Raw genomic sequence first — 16,755 nt, forward strand, 5'->3', positions numbered from 1 at the left:
GCGGGCAAGCCTCGCTCCTACAGATGATCGACGGCCCCTGTAGGAGCGAGGCTTGCCCGCGAAGGCGTCCCCCCCAGACACATCCTGAGCAACTGTTCTCGCTCCAATCCCTTCTAATCGTCCTAGCCTTAACACTCCGGCCACGATCAAGGAGGATCATCATTGCCAGAACTCAAACATGCTCATCGATTGCGCTCCGGGCGATATTCGGAGTCAGGACAGATTTACCTGCTGACTGCCGTGGTTTTGAATCGAGAACCGTTGTTTCGCAACTTCAATAACGGGCGTCTGGTGGTCGATGCTTTAAGGACGGCTGAGCGAGAAGAGTTTGCGACAACGTTAGCCTGGGTTGTGATGCCCGATCACTTTCATTGGCTGATTGAGTTAAAAAATACTCAGCTACCTACATTGATCGCCCGTACCAAGTCCCGGATTGCGGTGACGGTCAATCGCTCGATTCGCCGTCAAGGTCCGGTTTGGCAGCACGGCTATCATGATCGCGCCATTCGCAAGGAAGAAGACTTGCAGGCAGTTGCTCGATACATCGTCGCCAATCCGTTGCGAGCGGGGCTGGTGGAGAAGATTGGGGACTATCCGTTGTGGGATGCAATTTGGTTGTGACATTCAAAGACGCCTTCGCGGGCAAGCCTCGCTCCTACAGATGATCGAAGGCCCCTGTAGGAGCGAGGCTTGCCCGCGAAGAGGCCCGCTCAGCCACCGGAACTCGCTGATCCCGCCAACGCCTTCAACGCCGCCTTACGCTCCCCAACCGGCAATGCGCCCAATTTCTCCACCGCCGCATAAAACCTCACCCAATCCCCATCGACTTGCCCGAACAACGCGGCAAACGCCGGTACCCATTGGTCATACAAACCAAACGGCAACAGTCGGGCATTGTTCATCGGGGTGTTGATCCAGGCATCGTAGCGTTTGTTCCCGGCCCATTGGCTGTCGCGTAGCGTCCGGTATTCACGGCGCAATTGTTCGAACTCTGCCGCTTTGCGCTCGCGCATGTGCTCGGCAGGCAGTGGCAGGGCGTAAAGCCGCTCCAGCCTCTTGCGGGTGTCCAGAACCAACTGGATGAACTGATCGCGTTGCCGCACCAAAGCTCCATTATCCGGTGGCATGTCTCGGAATGCGCGCCATTGGCGAGTGCCTTCCTGCTCGACGAAGGTGGCGAAGGACTCGTTGAACTCGGTGTCGTCTTTCACATAAAAACGTTGATGGGCGAGTTCGTGGAAAATCAGCGTGGCCAACCGTTCGTCGCCCCAACCCATCATCGAGCTCATGATCGGGTCGTTGAACCAACCGAGCGTCGAATAGGCCTCGACGCCGCCAATCGACACGTCCATACCTTGCAATCGTTGCAACGCGGCCTCACCGCGGGCAGCGCTCTGGCTGTAATACCCGCGATAGGCGACGCAGCCAGCGATGGGGAAGCAATGGTTCTGTGGCTTCAGCGAAAACTCCGGCGTGGCAAAGACGTTCCAGACTACAAACGGTCGGCCGATGTCGGCGTACAGGCGGTAGCTCTGGTTGTCCGGCAGGTGCAGGTGTTGGCTGGCGAATGTCCGGGCCTTTTGTGATTGGGCCAGATGCGCGCGCAATTGCTGATCGCGACCGGGATCGGCAATCACACTGGAAACCGGCTCCCGTGCCCGCAGCAAGTGCAGCTGACCACTGGCCAATTGGCCGTAATAGCTGATGCTGGCGCAGCCGTTAAATAACAAAAGAAGCATCCCCGGAAACAAAATGCGTAAAACGCGATCAAGTAACCCAAGGCTTGGACGCGGCCTGATCAAAATAAAAAATCCCTGGAAAGTCTGCCCGCAAGACTATCCCGCCTATTGGAGCTCCGCTATGCGCAAGTTGATGCTGACGGGAGGCCTGCTGATGCTGGCCGGTTGTGCTGGATTGCCCACCCCTGATCCTTCGCAGGCATGGATCGATCTGGATTCACGGCAGGAAGACACCGCGCTGCAAGCGGTGGAAGTCGATGACAAGGCTTCCATCGATAAGCGCTACTTCGAGGTGCAGCCGGGTAGCCATGAGCTGACGGTTCGCTACCTGTTCGCAGTCCAGCCGACCAACATTGGCCCCGACGCCGAGCCGCTGTGGCGCGACTGCCAGTTGAATGTGAAATTCAAGGACTTCAACGCCGGTCAACGGTATCAGCTGCAAGCGGGGTATATCGGCTTTAGGCCGTGGGCGAAGCTCTATGATCAACAGCGAAAAGTGATTGGACAGGGCACACCGGCAGGCTGCCAACGTACTTGATCGACGCTATGCTGAATTATCAGTCCTTGGGAAATTCATCATGCGCAGGTTGTTGCTGTTGCTCGCTGCAGGCGCCTTTGTCGGTTGCACGAGTCCGTTGCCGGCGGTCGATCCGCAGATGGCCTGGGTCGACTTCGCTACGCCGAGCCCCGGCGGGAAACTGCTGATGGCCGAACGGCTGGACAACCAGCGGCTGAGCGACGGGCGTTACTTCCAGGTCACCCCGGGTAGCCATGAACTGAGGGTACGTTTCGACTTTGAAGTGTATGGCGGTGGCTCGGGCCTGATGAATGCTCCGCTGGAGCGGCTGTGCTACCTGACCATCAACTACGACCATTTCGAGGCCGGCCAGCGTTACCTGCTGGAAGCGCGTTCTCTGGCGTTCACCCCCAGCGCCCGGCTCTATAACGCCAAGCGGGAGATTGTTGCCGAGGATCGACTGACCAACTGCGTCATGTGAGACGAATCAACGGTCATTTTTTTGGTAGATGATTTTTTTGGTGCCGTTTTCGCACGTGCCGACCACCATGTTCTGATCGTGGACTTCGTCGTTGGTGACGATTTCCAGCGTGTAGGACGAGACGTTATTGGCCTGGATCTTGGCTTCGATCTCGGCCTTGAGTTCCTCACAGGATTTCGGTGCCGCGAGGGCCGATGTGGCCAGCGCGCAACAGATAACCGCCAAGGCAAAACGTTTCATGGTTGAAGCTCCCTTGAGGCAGCGCGCATGGTGATGCGCTGAAGCTGCTGTCATTTATTCGACCACAGTTTTGTCAGTCTGGTTATGTTTCAGGACAAAAAAAGACCGCAACCTGCGCAAGGGAGCCCGCGAAGGCTGCGATCTCTTATCAGCTAGCGTATCAACCCATTATCAGCTGACCAACGTCGCATCCAGGCTGATTTTCGCATTCAACACTTTGGACACCGGGCAGCCTTCTTTGGCTTTGTTGCTCAGTTCCTCGAATTGCGCCTGGGTCGCCCCGGGGATTTTCGCCTTGAGAATCAGTTTTACCGCTGTGATTGCAAAGCCACCGTCTACCTGGTCCAGGGTAACTTCAGCAGTGGTGTCGATACTGTCGGCCTTAAGGTTGGCCTCGCCGAGAATCATTGAAAACGCCATGGAAAAACAGCCCGCGTGAGCCGCGCCGATCAGCTCTTCCGGATTGGTGCCTTTACCCCCTTCGAAACGGGCCTTGAAGCCGTAGGGCGCGTCTCTGAGGACGCCGGTTTCCGTGGAAATCGAGCCGATACCGGTTTTCAGATCACCTTCCCAATGAGCCGATGCTTTCTTTGTGATAGCCATGCCTGCCTCCTCAAGATCCGGCGCGAAACGTCGCGCCTTCGTGGTTTTCGGTTACCAGGGTTCTGAGGATAGACCGTCAGGCAAAGTTCACCTCATCTGATCGGTCCTCTAATCGCGTAGGAATTTTGTCTCTCCTATTGAAACTCGGGTATATGCCCTCATTGCATAGAACACGCTTATAGACTCGGCAGGTTTTCGTTCGTGAAAAAACCTGCTTACCCATTGGAGAAGCAGGTTTATGAAACGACTATCCGATATCAAGTTTTCGACCCTCGATCTGGTGCCCGTGCGGGAGAACGGCAGTGCGGCCCAGTCTCTGCGCAATTCCCTGGACTTGGCGCAGCACGTCGAAAAATTCGGCTACAACCGTTTTTGGGTCGCCGAACACCACAACATGGACGGGATCGCCAGTTCGGCGACTTCGGTCCTGTTGGGCTATTTGGCTGGCGGCACTTCGACCATTCGTGTCGGTTCGGGTGGCGTGATGCTGCCCAACCACGCGCCACTGGTGATCGCCGAGCAGTTCGGTACCCTTGAAAGTCTGTACCCGGGACGGATCGACCTGGGCCTGGGGCGCGCCCCCGGCTCCGATCAGATGACCGCCCGCGCCTTGCGTCGTGAGCGCTCCGGCAGTGCCGACGACTTCCCGCAAGACGTGACTGAACTGATGCGCTATCTCGGCCCACGCACGCCGGATCAGCGGATCATTGCCATGCCGGGGACCGGCACCAATGTTCCGATCTGGTTGCTGGGTTCGAGCTTGTTCAGTGCTCAGCTGGCGGGTGAGCGCGGTTTGCCCTACGCCTTCGCCTCACATTTCGCACCGCGCTTCATGCATGAGGCGATTCGCGTTTACCGCAACCACTTCAAGCCTTCAGCGGTTTTGGATAAGCCTTACGTGATGCTTGGCGTGCCACTGGTGGCTGCAGACACTGATGAGCAAGCCGACTACCTGGCCACTTCGGTCTACCAGCGGATTCTCGCGTTGATGCGTGGCCAGAGCCTGGTGCAACGCCCGCCAGTGAAGACCATGGACGGCCTGTGGCTGCCTCATGAGAGAGAGGCGGTCGGTGATTTCCTTGGCCTTGCCATGGTCGGCAGCCCGCAGAAAATTCGCGCCAAGCTGGAAGTGCTGATCGAGCAGACTCAGGCGGATGAGCTGATTTTTACCTGCGACCTGTACGAACATGCTGATCGTATTCACTCCTATGAGTTGCTGGCGCAGGTCATGAAGGGCTGAAGCGCAAGCTGCACCCACAAAAAAGCCGACGCCATTGCGTCGGCTTTTTCATTTTCGAGGGCGGTCAGCCCTGCTTGTAGACGATTTGCCTGGAGCCTTTTTCACAGGTGCCGACGACTTTTCCGTCAGCAGCAGCGCCTTTGTCGACGATCTCCAGTGTGTAATTGGAAATGCCCTTGGCATCCAGTTTCGCTGCGATTTCGGCTTTCAGCTCGTCGCACGATTTGCCTTGGGCAAAGGCTGTTCCCGCAAGGCTCAACAAGCCTACCGCCAAAATAAACTTCTTCATGGGTTGCACTCTCTGGTCGGATCAATAGGGGAGAGCATCCAGTTATCGGCTGGATGCGCTCACCGCGTAGCGCTCTGCCATTCCCTATGGCATTCGGCCAGCGCGCAAGTTCAGAAGACTAGCTCAAACTCAGCTACTGGCAATCCGGAATCCGACTTTGAGCGTCACCTGGAAGTGTGCTGCTTTGCCGTCCTTGATGTGTCCGCGGGTCTCGGTCACTTCAAACCATTCCATGTACTTGAGGCTTTTGTTGGCTTCGGCCAGGGCATTGTTGATGGCGTCTTCAATGCTGGTGGTGGATGAGCCAACCAGTTCGACTTTCTTGTAGGTGTGATGGTCAGTCATGGCGTTCTCCTAAGGGTGTGAAATACAGCCTAGCAGTGATTTTTCTTATTTCTTCTGTCGACCAATCCGGATGGAAGTTCAGATTTACTGCACTTTCTCCAACCCCTGAAGTCCCAACCAACACACGCAACTCAAACAATGCAGGAGAGCCACCATGGCCAATACCTCGTTACGCAAAGCCTCATTGCAAAGCATGGAAGCCGAAATCGAGAGTCTGCTGAAATCGTTGGAAAGCCTGAAGGACGACGCCTCGGACGAGTCGCGTAAAACCCTTAAAACGCTGAAAATCAACGCCGAGAACGCGCTGAAGCATTCGCGTCATTTGCTCTCCGATGCCTATGAAGAGGTCAAGGTCAAAACCCGTGAAACCGGGATCGCGACACGTGACTACGCCCAGGAACACCCTTGGACTACAGCCGGTGTCGCCGTTGGTGCGCTGGGCCTGCTCGCGGCCTATCTATTGTGCAGACGTGGTAACTAAGGTGCCTGGCGCAGTTCGTTTTTAAGCCACTGCGCCAGCTGCCGAGCGCGCCCGTCCGCGGCGCGCTTGGGTAGCCACAACGCCAGTTGCGCCGGGGTTTCACAGAAACCCCATGGCGCAACCAGGCGACCGGCCTTCACGTCTTCGGCCACCAGCGGCTCGGGCGCGATGGCCACGCCCAGCCCGGCGACTGCTGCCTCCAGCAAATAATACAAATGCTCGAAACCCTGACCGTACTTCAGCGCCTTGCCGTCGAGGCCGCTTTGCTGTGCCCAACTCGGCCAGGCTTGCGGACGTGAGGTGGTGTGCAGCAAGGGTTCGGTCAGCAGCGCGTGAGCCGGTGCATTCTGCAGCTTTTCGCAGCCGACGAATCGTGGGCTCATGACCGGGCCGATGCGTTCGCTGGCCAATTCGTAGACCTGCATGTCCGCCGGCCATGGCGGCTCGGCAAACACCAGCAAGGCATCCAGGCCGGGCCGCCGTGGATCGAGATCGCCTTCACCAGCCGACAGGTGCAAACGCAGATCCGGCAGGTCCGCATTGAGTCGCCCCAAGCGCGGGATAAACCAGCGCGCCAGCAGGCTGCCCGAACAGCCGAGCACGAACGGCGCATCGGCAGTGCTTTGGGTCAATTCGGCGCAAACGCTGCGCAATCGCTCGAAGGCCTCACCGCTGACATCGCGCAAACGGACACCGGCATCTGTGAGTTTCAGGCCGCGTCCATCCTTGATGAACAGACTCACACCGAGGTGTTCTTCCAGCGCCTTGAGTTGTCGGCTGACCGCACCATGAGTGACGTGCAGCTGTTCGGCGGCCTGACTGACGCTGTTCAGGCGGGCAGTGGCTTCGAAGGCGCGAAGGGCGTTCAGCGGAGGAAGGTCGTGGCTCATGGGATCTGTGAGTTTTCCTGACAGGTTGTGGCGATCTTATCGGTTTTCAGTGCGGGACGTCAGGGGTAGAGTGAACCCCATCGTCACCTCTCGAATACAACTGGAGCGACCCATGACCCAGACTAATCTGCGCAACGGCCCCGACGCCAACGGCCTGTTCGGCGCGTTCGGTGGCCGTTACGTCGCCGAAACCCTGATGCCGTTGATCCTCGATCTGGCCCGCGAATACGAAGCGGCCAAGGAAGATCCGGCGTTCAAAGAAGAATTGGCCTACTTCCAGCGAGATTACGTCGGACGCCCAAGCCCACTGTATTTTGCCGAACGTCTGACGGAGTTCTGCGGCGGCGCGAAGATTTACCTCAAGCGCGAAGAGCTGAACCACACCGGCGCGCACAAGATCAACAACTGCATCGGCCAGATCCTGCTGGCGCGGCGCATGGGCAAGAAACGCATCATTGCCGAGACCGGCGCTGGTATGCACGGCGTGGCGACCGCCACCGTGGCCGCGCGTTTCGGCCTCGATTGCGTGATCTACATGGGCACCACTGACATCGAACGTCAGCAAGCCAACGTGTTTCGCATGAAGCTGCTGGGCGCTGAAGTGATCCCGGTGGTCGCTGGCACCGGCACCCTTAAAGATGCGATGAACGAAGCCCTGCGTGACTGGGTCACCAACGTCGACAGCACCTTCTACCTGATCGGCACCGTGGCCGGTCCGCACCCGTACCCGGCCATGGTTCGTGACTTCCAGGCTGTGATCGGCAAGGAAACCCGCGAGCAGTTGCAAGCCCAGGAAGGCCGTCTGCCAGACAGCCTGGTGGCGTGCATTGGCGGTGGTTCCAACGCCATGGGCCTGTTCCACCCGTTCCTCGATGACAAGAGCGTTGAGATCATCGGCGTCGAAGCCGCCGGTTACGGCATCGAAACCGGCAAGCACGCGGCCAGCCTGAACGGCGGCGTACCGGGCGTGCTGCACGGCAACCGTACTTTCCTGTTGCAGGACGACGATGGCCAGATCATCGACGCTCACTCGATCTCTGCCGGCCTCGACTATCCAGGCATTGGCCCGGAACACGCCTGGTTGCATGACATCGGCCGCGTCCAGTACACCTCGGTGACCGACGACGAAGCCCTCGACGCATTCCACAAATGCTGCCGCCTGGAAGGGATTATTCCTGCACTGGAAAGCGCCCATGCCTTGGCCGAAGTGTTCAAACGCGCACCGACCCTGCCGAAAGATCACTTGATGGTGGTCAACCTGTCCGGCCGTGGCGACAAAGACATGCAGACCGTGATGCACCACATGGAACACTCTCAACAAGAGCAATCCAAGCAGGAGAAACACTGATGAGCCGCCTGCAAACGCGTTTTGCCGAACTCAAGGAACAGAACCGCGCCGCCCTGGTGACCTTCGTGACCGCTGGCGATCCGAGCTACGACACGTCGCTGGCGATCCTCAAAGGTTTGCCGGGAGCAGGTGCCGACGTAATCGAGTTGGGCATGCCCTTCACCGATCCGATGGCCGATGGCCCGGCGATTCAACTGGCCAACATTCGTGCCTTGGGCGCCAAACAGAACCTGGCGAAAACCCTGCAAATGGTTCGCGAGTTCCGCGAAGGCAATAATGAGACGCCGCTGGTGCTGATGGGTTACTTCAACCCTATTCACATGTACGGCGTGCCGCGTTTCATCGCTGAAGCCAAAGAGGCCGGTGTCGATGGCCTGATCGTGGTCGACATGCCGCCCGAGCATAATGGCGAGCTGTGCGACCCGGCACAGGCGGCGGGCCTGGACTTCATCCGTCTGACCACTCCGACGACTGATGACGTGCGCTTGCCGACTGTATTGAACGGCAGTTCCGGCTTTGTTTACTACGTATCGGTGGCGGGTGTGACCGGTGCGGGCGCGGCGACTCTGGAACATGTCGAAGAAGCCGTCACCCGTCTGCGTCGCCATACCGATCTGCCGATCAGCATCGGTTTTGGTATCCGCACACCGGAGCAAGCGGCGGCCATCGCGCGTCTGGCCGACGGTGTGGTGGTGGGGTCGGCGTTGATCGATCACATTGCCAATGCCTCAACGCCAGATCAGGCTGTGGAGGGAGTACTCAGCCTGTGCGCGGCCTTGTCTGACGGCGTACGTAAGGCGCGGGTCAGCTGAAGGTAAAGTTCCTGATACAGAGGAATTAGAGCTTCGCAGCACAGACTAAACAGCAAGACCGAGGGCTTCAGGACTACGTTCTGAAGCCCTTTTTGCTGTATGGCTGTGAGGAAAGACCTGATGAAAATGCCGAAACGTCTGATTGCCAGCCTGGGCGTGCTGATGCTCTGTGCGACTCCATTGCTGCACGCCAGCGCCGATCAGCGCGACGATAACGGCCGAGGCGGGCCGCAGCAGGGCCATTACGATAACCGCGGTGACAATCGTGGCGACGATCACCGTGGCCCGCAGGACAATCGTCGCGGCGGTCCACCACGGGATTTCGGCCCGGTGCGTCAGACTATCCACGATAACCATGGTTATTTCGTACGCGGTGCGCCGCCACCTCCAGGTGTTCATCTGGTCCGTGGCCGGCCGCTGCCTCACGGTTATTACGGAGAGCGCCTGGATAACCGCGCGTTGGGCCGACTGCCGTATTACCCGGGTTACGAGTGGCGTCGAGCGGGCGGCGATATTGTGTTGATCGCCGTAGGCACCGGGATTGTTTACGAGATTCTGGATGGGGTGCTCTACTGACCGCTCGCGGTTGAATACAAAAAGATCGCAACCTTCGGCGGCTCCTACAGGGGAATGCGATACCTCTGTAGGAGCTGCCGAAGGCTGCGATCTTTTGCTTTCAGGGCAACTCCAACCCACCCGCAGCCTTGTGCAGCTTGCGCAAATGTTCGCCAACCTGCTTCAGGTTGGCTTCATTGGCGGCCATCTCGGCGGCTCGACTCGGTTCGAGCAGTGCTCTCACTTCCTTGTCGAGATCCCCGGTCAGCGCTTGCAGTTGCTTCTGGCGCAGGTTGCTTTCCGACTCCAGGCGCGTCCACTCGTTCGGTTGCGGCAAACCATAACCTCCGGTGCCGAGCAGTTCGGCCGGACGACTGAGGAAGCCGCTGTTGGCGAGAATCTCCTGCAAGGTCGCATTGGCCTTATCCATGCCGCCATTCTTCAGTTCCCGAGCACCCAGATAACGTTGCTTCACTTCGTCCTGGGCCAGCACCATCTGCTGACGGAAACTGGCCTGCTCCAGCAGTAGCAATGCCGCGCTGGTGCGTAAGTCAGCCTGATCAATCCATTTGCGGCGCTCTTCAGCTTTCAAGGACAGCCAGTCCTCGACCTTGTCCTGCTTGATCGGCAAATGCTTTTTCAGCACTTCGAACATCGCTTGATAACGCTCGCGGAAGGAGTCGAAGCGATAGCCCAGGCGCAGTGCTTCGCGGGGATCGTCCAGCACGCTGGTGTCTGCCAATCCGCGCCCCTTGAGCACTTCCAGCAAACCGTTGGGCATGATGCTGTCGAGGCCGACCAGTTGCGCATTGTTGGTGCTGCTGCGCAGTAATTTCAGGCCTTCTACCGCGCAGTTGTTGGACAGGAAAAAATAGTTGCCGTCGTAACTCCAGTGCATCTCCGCGGCGTGTTCCACCACGTCTTCGATCTCGCTGTGCGACAGGTTCAGCGGCACCGATGCCAGGCTGCGCAGTTCGGTCTTGGTGTATTCGTCTATCACCTGGGCCAGCGGCAAGACAAACAGGCGTGACGGATATTTACCCACCAGTCCATCCCAGCTCGACAACTGTAGGTCACCGACGAATGCGCGGTAGGACAACACCAGATGCTGATCCAGATCCAGTCGACAATCCGGCCCGCGAGGCCGACCCGGTGCACAGATCACCAGTCGCAGCATGCTGTGGCCCCAGCGGCTGACCCAGTTCTGGTTGGCTTCTGCCAGTAGATAGTCAACAGCGTAAACCCGCTCCGGATCGACCTGACCCAAGGGCTGCTTGGCGAAGTCGTTACCCGCATTGAGGAAGGCGAATGATTGGGCGCATGTGTCTTTGGCGGCGGGCGCCCAACCGAAATGTTCCTTGTAGTAGCGATACAGCGCAGGACGACGGCAGGCATAGCTTGGGTCGAGGAGGAAGTACTCCATATTGACCGCGACGAACTCCTTCGGGCTGCTCGTCTCGTAGATGTCCGGGCTGCGGGCAATCTGCCGGTTGTGCTGTTCGCGCTCACCGCGTCGACCGACGTATTGCGGCCAACCGGCCAAATCCAGCAGACGAGGATCATCGCTGAGGGTCCAGCGTCGCTCCGTCTGCCCACGGCATTGATCGGGGATGCCGATCAGCCCGGAGCTGCTGTTACGTTGCGTGCAACGCTGGATCAGCGTGCGCTCGGCGGCTGGCCACAGGCGCGCGCGGTCATAAATGTGGGTGAGTTCGTGCAACACCGTGGCGAGCATTTCCCGGCGCACGGTGCCGTGGGGACGATACGTTTTTTGGGTCGCGGCGCTGCCGTTGGTGAGGCTGGCGAGCAGATTGCGATTCAGGTCCAGCTCGGACACCAGCGATGCCTGACCGTAAGCATCGCTCGGCATTTCGTCGGTCCAGCCGACATCAATGCGCCGGTCCAGTTGCTCGATGAAGCGCGGCGGTAACGCCTGCATGGCTTCATCGAGCAGTGCCTGACTGGCCTGCTGTTGCGCGGGGCTCAGACCGTCGGTCTTGAGCCGTAATTGCAGGCCGGCCTGAGCCGTGTTGCCAAGCAGCAACACAACCCCGGCCAGCAGCCAGGCGCCTAACGACTTCACAGTGCGAGGATGGCTTCGGCGAGAACCTGATCACTGGCGTCTCGGGCTTCCGGTACGCGGGTGCGCAAGGTGTCGAAGGCCGCTTCCAGGTGCGCGCCGCGGATTTCACCGTCGCTGGCGACGAAACTGGCCGCATCGTCGTGGGCTTCACGGACGATCTTCGAATCACGGATGGACGTGGTGGTATCGGACGTGAAATCAAGCGTGCGCTGGGAGGCACGAATGATGATGTTACTGGTGGCTACCAGGGTGTGCGCCTGGGCCACGTCGGCCAACAACAGCAGGCCAAGGGTGGCAGCAATCAGCGGGCTACGCATGGAACGACTCCGGAGGAACAAGGGATAACTATTGGACGAGAATTGCCTCTGCCAGTTCAAGGTCGCTGGCATGAAGTTTTGGCTGGGTCTGGCGCAGGTAAATCAAGGCGGACTCCAGTTGCGATCCTCGCAGTTGACCGTCACTGGCAATGAACGCGGCAGCGTCATCCCGGGCGGCGATCAGCAGTTTATGGTCGAAGGGGGCGGAGGTCACCATGCTGGAGGCGTAACCGCTGGCCACGGTGCCTTGCGTAGAGAGGTTGAAAGCATCGAAGGCATGGGCCGAACCCGACCAGCAAGCCGCCAGAAAAACCGCAGTGATCGACAGATTGGAAAGAAAACGCATGAGGCTCGATAGCTGAAAGCGAGTCCCAAGGCTAGCGCAATGCCCGGGCTAGAGCCAGCGCCGAAACATTGGGACACCTGTGGGAGCGGGCTTGCTCGCGAAAGCAGTGTGTCAGGTGACATCAATATTGGATGTGCTGACGCCTTCGCGAGCAAGCCTGCTCCCACATGGATTGCGTTTAACTGAACAGCGTCAGGGCGTGTCCCGCGTCAGAGCTGTCGCTTAGATCGTCAGGATGGCCTGGGCCAGCTGTGCGTCGGTCGCATTCAGTTGTGGAGTCTGTTGGCGGATGTGGTCGAGCGCGCTTTCCAGTTTCACACCACGAATGGCGCCTTCACTGGCGACGAAGCTGGCGGCATCGTCACGAGCGGCACGGACGATTTTGTCGTCGCGAAAGGACGACGAGACATCCGACGTTGCGTCAGAGGACGCCTTCAGTCCACCCACAATGGAATCGGTGGTCACGATAAAGCTGGTGGCGTGGGAATTGGCAGCAACGGCAAGCAGGGCGGCAGCGCTGAGCAGACGTAGACGGGACATGGGGTAGCTCCTTTGGATAGACCGATTTAGAGGTGGCTCAGGATCTGACGCCTGTCGTAAAGCGTTCGCCACGTTCTATCTGGATATTAGGCCTGTGCACCTCGGTTAGAACAGTCCCGTCTGTTAATGGACAAAGCTAGCGCCAGAACGGTTTGTCCACTTCGTTGAGGCGGTCGGCATGACTGATGCCCAGATCCGAGAGCTGTTGATCATTGAGTTGGCCCAGTAACCGTCGGGTGCGAGCCCTTTCCAGGCTGTCGGCGAACGCTCTCAGTAATCCTCGAAGCTTGGTCAAGCGGGGCTTAGCTTGCGGTGTGACGATGGAAACATTTAGTAAGTTATTCATGGGCGCGGTCCTTTTGCCAGCTTGTCGGGATTCAATGGTGACCCCCCTACGCCTGCGGGCACAGACACACTCCGATGAAATTGTACTGGTTCAATTTGTTGAATATATAAACTGTACCTATTGAGACTATCTCTTCTGTACGACCCAATGTGAACGCTCCAAAACGACAAAACCCGTCGTGGTTTCCCACGACGGGTTTTGTTTGTTCAATTCGGGTTGCTGGCGGTGGATCCGGAGGATCAGAGCCAGCGACGCTAACTTAGCGCCAGAACGGCTTGCTCAGCTCTTCGTAGCGTTGTGCTTCGCTAATCCCGGCGTCAGCCAGCAGACGCGAATCCAGACGAGCCAGTTGATGGCGGCTGGAGATGCGGCGCTGCCACAGCATCAGGTTGGCGATAACGCGCAGAGGCATGGAAGCCTGGGTTTTTGCAGCAGTATCTTCGAAGAACAGTTCGGAACTGAGTGTACGTTCCATGGTAGACATCCTTCCGCTTATGGCGGGATTAGGTAGTGGTTTAACTGATGCCAATGATCCTCTCGTTTGGCCAGTCTCTGTAGATACAGTTCACCTGTATTGTGAGAGACCAGTTAACTGTTAAAAGGCAGTGTACTGGTCGAAATTGAGGCAACTGTACCTATGCGCACTAATGCAGTGCATTTTTGCTTCATTCAACACAAAAGGTAGGAAAATACCGTAGGAAAAGACCGGTACAGCAGTACAGTTTTTGACGGTGTGGAGTGTTATCACCGCGAGCTGACGAAACTGTGTTTGCGTCAGCTGCAATCTGTATCAATTACACCGCCAGCATGCGCCCGGTTTCTTCCAGGTTTATGTGCCAACTCAGGGCATCGCGAAGGATGTGCGGGGTATGCCCGCCGACTGCGCAAGCGGCAGTGAAGTAGTCATTCAAGGCTGGTCGATAGTCCGGGTGAACGCAGTTGTCGATGATGACCCGGGCGCGCTCACGCGGTGCCAGGCCACGCAGGTCGGCCAGGCCTATCTCGGTCACGAGAATGTCGACGTCATGTTCTGTGTGGTCGACGTGGCTGACCATCGGGACCACGCTGGAAATCGCGCCACCCTTGGCAATCGACTTGGTGACAAAGATCGCCAGGTGCGCATTGCGCGCGAAATCACCGGAGCCGCCGATGCCGTTCATCATCCGCGTGCCGCAGACGTGGGTGGAATTGACGTTGCCGTACAGGTCGAACTCCAGGGCAGTGTTAATGCCAATGATGCCCAGGCGTCGTACCACTTCGGGATGGTTCGAGATTTCCTGAGGGCGCAGCACCAGCTTGTCCTTATAGTGCTCCAGATTCCCGAACACATCGGCATTGCGCCGGCTCGACAGGGTGATCGAACTGCCGGAAGCAAAGCTCAGCTTGCCGGCGTCGATCAGGTCGAAAGTCGAGTCCTGCAGCACTTCGGAGTACATGGTCAGGTCTTCAAACGGCGAGTCGATCAAGCCGCACATCACCGAATTGGCGATAGTGCCGATACCGGCTTGCAGCGGGCCGAGCTTGTTGGTCATGCGACCGGCAACCACTTCTTGTTTGAAGAAATCGATCAGATGGTCAGCGATGGCTTGTGTGTCGCTGTCGGGTGGCAAGACAGTGGACGGCGAGTCGGACTGGTTAGTGATCACGATCGCGACGATTTTTTCTGGCGGTATCGGGATGGCGGTACTGCCGATGCGGTCGTCGACCTTCACCAGCGGAATAGGCGTGCGGGTCGGCCGGTAGGTCGGGATATAGATGTCGTGCAGGCCTTCGAGATTCGGGTTGTGAGCCAGGTTGATCTCGACGATCACGTGTTTGGCGAAAATCGCGAAGCTGGCCGAGTTACCTACCGAGGTGGTCGGCACGATATGGCCCTGCTCGGTGATTGCCACGGCTTCGATCACCGCGATGTCCGGTAGCTTGAGTTGTTGGTTACGCAGTAGCTCAACGGTTTCCGACAGGTGCTGGTCGATGAACATGACTTCGCCGGCATTGATCGCCTTGCGCAGGGTGCTGTCCACCTGGAACGGCATGCGTCGTGACAGTACGCCGGCTTCAGTCAGTTGTTTGTCGAGGTCGTTGCCCAGGCTGGCACCGGTCATCAGGGTGATTTTCAGCGGCGTGACCTTGGCGCGCTCGGCCAGTGCATGAGGCACGGCCTTGGCTTCGCCGGCTCGGGTAAAGCCGCTCATGCCGACGGTCATGCCGTCCTGAATCAGAGCGGCAGCGTCGGCGGCGCTCATCACCTTGTCCAACAATGAAGGCAAGCGAATACGGTCACGGTACATGATTGTTATCTCGGGCAACGGAAGCAAGGGGCGCAGTCTAGTTAATTTTATGGGTACCCGTCCCGCTACCAAGGTCGCATTCGAGGCGTCTATTCTGGGCTTTTCAGACAAAACACCGTTACAGGATCAGTAACAACCACAAACAAAAACGCCCCGACGAGTCGGGGCGTTTCAGGTTGCCGAAGAGTGTTACTCGACGGCTTTGACCATGTCTTCGATGACTTTCTTGGCGTCGCCGAAAACCATCATGGTCTTGTCCAGGTAGAACAGCTCGTTGTCCAGACCGGCATAGCCGCTGGCCATCGAGCGCTTGTTGACGATGATGGTCTTGGCTTTGAACGCTTCGAGAATCGGCATGCCGGCAATTGGCGATTTCGGATCGTTCTTGGCCGCTGGGTTAACCACGTCGTTGGCGCCGAGCACCAGCACCACGTCGGCCTGACCGAACTCGGAGTTGATGTCTTCCATCTCGAACACCTGGTCGTAAGGCACTTCGGCCTCGGCCAGCAATACGTTCATGTGGCCAGGCATCCGGCCCGCAACGGGGTGAATCGCATACTTCACGGTCACACCACGGTGGGTCAGCTTTTCGGTCAGCTCTTTCAATGCGTGCTGCGCCCGTGCCACCGCCAGGCCATAGCCCGGAACGATGATCACGGTGTCGGCGTTGGTCAGCAGGAAGGTAGCGTCGTCAGCCGAACCGGATTTCACCGGGCGCGCTTCTTTCGAGCCTGCCGGGCCAGCGGCATCTGCTGTGTTGCCGAAACCGCCGAGCAGTACGTTGAAGAACGAACGGTTCATCGCCTTGCACATAATGTACGAGAGAATCGCACCGCTTGAGCCCACCAGGGAGCCGGCAATGATCAGCATCGAGTTGTTCAGCGAGAAGCCGATACCCGCTGCTGCCCAGCCGGAGTAACTGTTGAGCATCGACACCACGACGGGCATGTCTGCGCCGCCGATCGGGATGATGATCAGCACGCCCATCACGAAGGCCAGGGCCAGCATCAGAGCAAACGCGCTTAGATTGCCGGTCAGCATGAAGGTGACGCCCAGTGCCAGCGTCGCCATACCCAGCAGCAGGTTCAGTTTGTGCTGACCGCTGAACTGTACCGGTGCGCCCTGGAACAGGCGGAACTTGTACTTGCCCGAAAGCTTGCCGAACGCGATCACCGAACCGGAGAAGGTGATTGCACCGATGGCTGCGCCGAGGAACAGTTCCAGGCGGTTACCGGCAGGAATGGAATCACCCAGCTGTTTAACGATGCCCAGAGATTGCGGCTCGACCACCGCCG

The 16,755-nt window shown here is 58.3% G+C and carries 22 protein-coding genes; 8 read left to right on the plus strand and 14 right to left on the minus strand.

Translation table 11 applies throughout. From position 1 onward, the window contains the following. Window positions 1-162: 162 nt before the first annotated feature. Window positions 163-621, plus strand: coding sequence for an REP-associated tyrosine transposase (locus PMI30_RS20585; protein ID WP_008008021.1), 459 nt, complete (start codon window positions 163-165; stop codon window positions 619-621). An 89-nt stretch (window positions 622-710) separates the two neighbouring features. Here PMI30_RS20585 and PMI30_RS20580 read toward each other — a convergent pair whose 3' ends face one another. Continuing rightward, entirely contained in the window at window positions 711-1,802 is a 1,092-nt protein-coding gene (locus tag PMI30_RS20580; RefSeq protein ID WP_032835082.1) for an aminopeptidase, read from the minus strand. 58 nt (window positions 1,803-1,860) lie between these two features. Between PMI30_RS20580 and PMI30_RS20575 the strand changes: the two genes are divergently transcribed. Further along, the gene (locus tag PMI30_RS20575; RefSeq protein ID WP_008008024.1) at window positions 1,861-2,277 is read left to right on the plus strand and encodes a PA0061/PA0062 family lipoprotein; all 417 of its coding nucleotides are present in this window, start codon (window positions 1,861-1,863) and stop codon (window positions 2,275-2,277) included. 40 nt (window positions 2,278-2,317) lie between these two features. Then, the gene (locus tag PMI30_RS20570) at window positions 2,318-2,737 is read left to right on the plus strand and encodes a PA0061/PA0062 family lipoprotein (protein ID WP_008008026.1); all 420 of its coding nucleotides are present in this window, start codon (window positions 2,318-2,320) and stop codon (window positions 2,735-2,737) included. A gap of 6 nt (window positions 2,738-2,743) precedes the next feature. On the opposite strand, the gene PMI30_RS20565 is transcribed toward PMI30_RS20570, so the two are convergent. Both PMI30_RS20565 and PMI30_RS20560 read right to left on the minus strand, forming a co-directional pair. Further along, a complete protein-coding gene (locus tag PMI30_RS20565) occupies window positions 2,744-2,977 on the minus strand; it encodes a DUF1161 domain-containing protein (RefSeq protein ID WP_008008029.1) in 234 nt (77 codons plus the stop codon). 171 nt (window positions 2,978-3,148) lie between these two features. Next, complete coding sequence (locus PMI30_RS20560; RefSeq protein WP_008008030.1) at window positions 3,149-3,580, minus strand: OsmC family protein; 432 nt, start codon at window positions 3,578-3,580, stop codon at window positions 3,149-3,151. Between the two features lie 238 nt (window positions 3,581-3,818). Between PMI30_RS20560 and PMI30_RS20555 the strand changes: the two genes are divergently transcribed. Further along, complete coding sequence (locus PMI30_RS20555) at window positions 3,819-4,820, plus strand: LLM class flavin-dependent oxidoreductase (RefSeq protein ID WP_008008032.1); 1,002 nt, start codon at window positions 3,819-3,821, stop codon at window positions 4,818-4,820. A gap of 64 nt (window positions 4,821-4,884) precedes the next feature. Here the strand turns inward: PMI30_RS20555 and PMI30_RS20550 are convergent, their stop codons facing one another. Beyond that, a complete protein-coding gene (locus tag PMI30_RS20550) occupies window positions 4,885-5,109 on the minus strand; it encodes a DUF1161 domain-containing protein (RefSeq protein WP_008008034.1) in 225 nt (74 codons plus the stop codon). A gap of 129 nt (window positions 5,110-5,238) precedes the next feature. Next, the gene (locus PMI30_RS20545) at window positions 5,239-5,454 is read right to left on the minus strand and encodes a dodecin (RefSeq protein WP_007902773.1); all 216 of its coding nucleotides are present in this window, start codon (window positions 5,452-5,454) and stop codon (window positions 5,239-5,241) included. Window positions 5,455-5,608: 154 nt separating this feature from the next. Between PMI30_RS20545 and PMI30_RS20540 the strand changes: the two genes are divergently transcribed. Next, a complete protein-coding gene (locus PMI30_RS20540; protein ID WP_008008037.1) occupies window positions 5,609-5,935 on the plus strand; it encodes a DUF883 family protein in 327 nt (108 codons plus the stop codon). Here PMI30_RS20540 and PMI30_RS20535 read toward each other — a convergent pair. Continuing rightward, the gene (locus PMI30_RS20535) at window positions 5,932-6,825 is read right to left on the minus strand and encodes a LysR family transcriptional regulator (protein ID WP_008008038.1); all 894 of its coding nucleotides are present in this window, start codon (window positions 6,823-6,825) and stop codon (window positions 5,932-5,934) included. The genes PMI30_RS20540 and PMI30_RS20535 overlap by 4 nt on opposite strands. A 112-nt stretch (window positions 6,826-6,937) precedes the next feature. Between PMI30_RS20535 and trpB the strand changes: the two genes are divergently transcribed. The 3 genes from trpB to PMI30_RS20520 all read left to right on the plus strand — a co-directional run bounded on the left by trpB (window position 6,938) and on the right by PMI30_RS20520 (window position 9,561). Beyond that, window positions 6,938-8,173: a tryptophan synthase subunit beta gene (gene trpB, locus PMI30_RS20530; protein WP_007902766.1), complete on the plus strand. Its 1,236-nt coding sequence runs from the start codon at window positions 6,938-6,940 to the stop codon at window positions 8,171-8,173. Next, entirely contained in the window at window positions 8,173-8,985 is an 813-nt protein-coding gene (gene trpA / locus PMI30_RS20525) for a tryptophan synthase subunit alpha (protein ID WP_008008042.1), read from the plus strand. Before trpB ends, trpA begins: the two co-directional genes overlap by 1 nt. Before the next feature lie 120 nt (window positions 8,986-9,105). Then, window positions 9,106-9,561: an anti-virulence regulator CigR family protein gene (locus tag PMI30_RS20520; protein WP_008008043.1), complete on the plus strand. Its 456-nt coding sequence runs from the start codon at window positions 9,106-9,108 to the stop codon at window positions 9,559-9,561. Between the two features lie 100 nt (window positions 9,562-9,661). On the opposite strand, the gene PMI30_RS20515 is transcribed toward PMI30_RS20520, so the two are convergent. From PMI30_RS20515 to PMI30_RS20480, 8 genes are all read right to left on the minus strand, one after another. Beyond that, window positions 9,662-11,623 (minus strand): DUF7844 domain-containing protein, encoded by a 1,962-nt coding sequence (locus tag PMI30_RS20515; RefSeq protein WP_008008045.1) that lies wholly within the window; start codon window positions 11,621-11,623, stop codon window positions 9,662-9,664. Next, the gene (locus PMI30_RS20510) at window positions 11,620-11,940 is read right to left on the minus strand and encodes a DUF2388 domain-containing protein (RefSeq protein WP_008008047.1); all 321 of its coding nucleotides are present in this window, start codon (window positions 11,938-11,940) and stop codon (window positions 11,620-11,622) included. The genes PMI30_RS20515 and PMI30_RS20510 overlap by 4 nt, the downstream gene beginning before the upstream one ends. A 28-nt stretch (window positions 11,941-11,968) precedes the next feature. Then, the gene (locus PMI30_RS20505) at window positions 11,969-12,286 is read right to left on the minus strand and encodes a DUF2388 domain-containing protein (protein ID WP_008008049.1); all 318 of its coding nucleotides are present in this window, start codon (window positions 12,284-12,286) and stop codon (window positions 11,969-11,971) included. Window positions 12,287-12,508: 222 nt separating this feature from the next. Continuing rightward, the gene (locus PMI30_RS20500; protein ID WP_007902756.1) at window positions 12,509-12,826 is read right to left on the minus strand and encodes a DUF2388 domain-containing protein; all 318 of its coding nucleotides are present in this window, start codon (window positions 12,824-12,826) and stop codon (window positions 12,509-12,511) included. A 136-nt stretch (window positions 12,827-12,962) separates the two neighbouring features. Beyond that, window positions 12,963-13,172: a DUF1127 domain-containing protein gene (locus tag PMI30_RS20495; protein ID WP_008008052.1), complete on the minus strand. Its 210-nt coding sequence runs from the start codon at window positions 13,170-13,172 to the stop codon at window positions 12,963-12,965. 259 nt (window positions 13,173-13,431) lie between these two features. Next, window positions 13,432-13,647 (minus strand): DUF1127 domain-containing protein, encoded by a 216-nt coding sequence (locus PMI30_RS20490; protein WP_007902752.1) that lies wholly within the window; start codon window positions 13,645-13,647, stop codon window positions 13,432-13,434. A gap of 319 nt (window positions 13,648-13,966) precedes the next feature. After that, window positions 13,967-15,460 (minus strand): acetyl-CoA hydrolase/transferase family protein, encoded by a 1,494-nt coding sequence (locus PMI30_RS20485; protein ID WP_008008055.1) that lies wholly within the window; start codon window positions 15,458-15,460, stop codon window positions 13,967-13,969. 189 nt (window positions 15,461-15,649) lie between these two features. Then, window positions 15,650-16,755, minus strand: a 1,106-nt coding sequence (locus PMI30_RS20480; protein WP_008008057.1) for an NAD(P)(+) transhydrogenase (Re/Si-specific) subunit beta, incomplete at its 5' end; no start/stop codon positions are given.

The organism is Pseudomonas sp. GM50 (assembly GCF_000282375.1).
Classification (GTDB): domain Bacteria; phylum Pseudomonadota; class Gammaproteobacteria; order Pseudomonadales; family Pseudomonadaceae; genus Aquipseudomonas.